At 69.5% G+C, this 548-nt stretch carries 1 protein-coding gene; it reads left to right on the forward strand.

Features of this window, described 5'->3' with window-relative positions; translation table 11 throughout:
- The coding region (locus tag AC1DF3_RS37085) for a thiolase family protein (RefSeq protein WP_478142826.1) at nucleotides 1-548 on the forward strand (548 nt) is incomplete at both ends.

Consider the following 548-nt stretch of genomic DNA (forward strand, 5'->3'; position numbering starts at 1 on the left):
CAAGCCTTCATCTGCGACGCCGTTCGCACCCCCTTCGGCCGCTACGGCGGCGCCCTCTCGAGCGTGCGCACCGACGACCTCGGCGCGGTGCCGCTCAAGGCCCTGATGGAACGCAACAAGAACGTCGACTGGCAAGCGGTCAGCGACGTGCTCTACGGCTGCGCCAACCAGGCCGGCGAGGACAACCGCAACGTCGCGCGCATGGCGGCGCTGCTGGCGGGCCTGCCGATCGAGGTCGGCGGCGGCACCATCAACCGCCTGTGCGGCTCGGGCCTCGATGCCGTGGGCACGGCGGCGCGCGCCATCAAGGCCGGCGAGTCCGGCCTGATGATCGCCGGCGGCGTCGAGAGCATGAGCCGCGCCCCCTTCGTGATGCCCAAGGCCGAAAGCGCCTTCAGCCGCAACAACGCGGTCTACGACACCACCATCGGCTGGCGCTTCGTCAACAAGCTCATGAAGGCGCAGTACGGCGTCGACTCGATGCCCGAGACGGCCGAGAACGTCGCCACCGACTACAAGATCGAGCGCGAGGCGCAAGACCGCATGGC

It is taken from the genome of Variovorax sp. 10N432 (assembly GCF_056394465.1).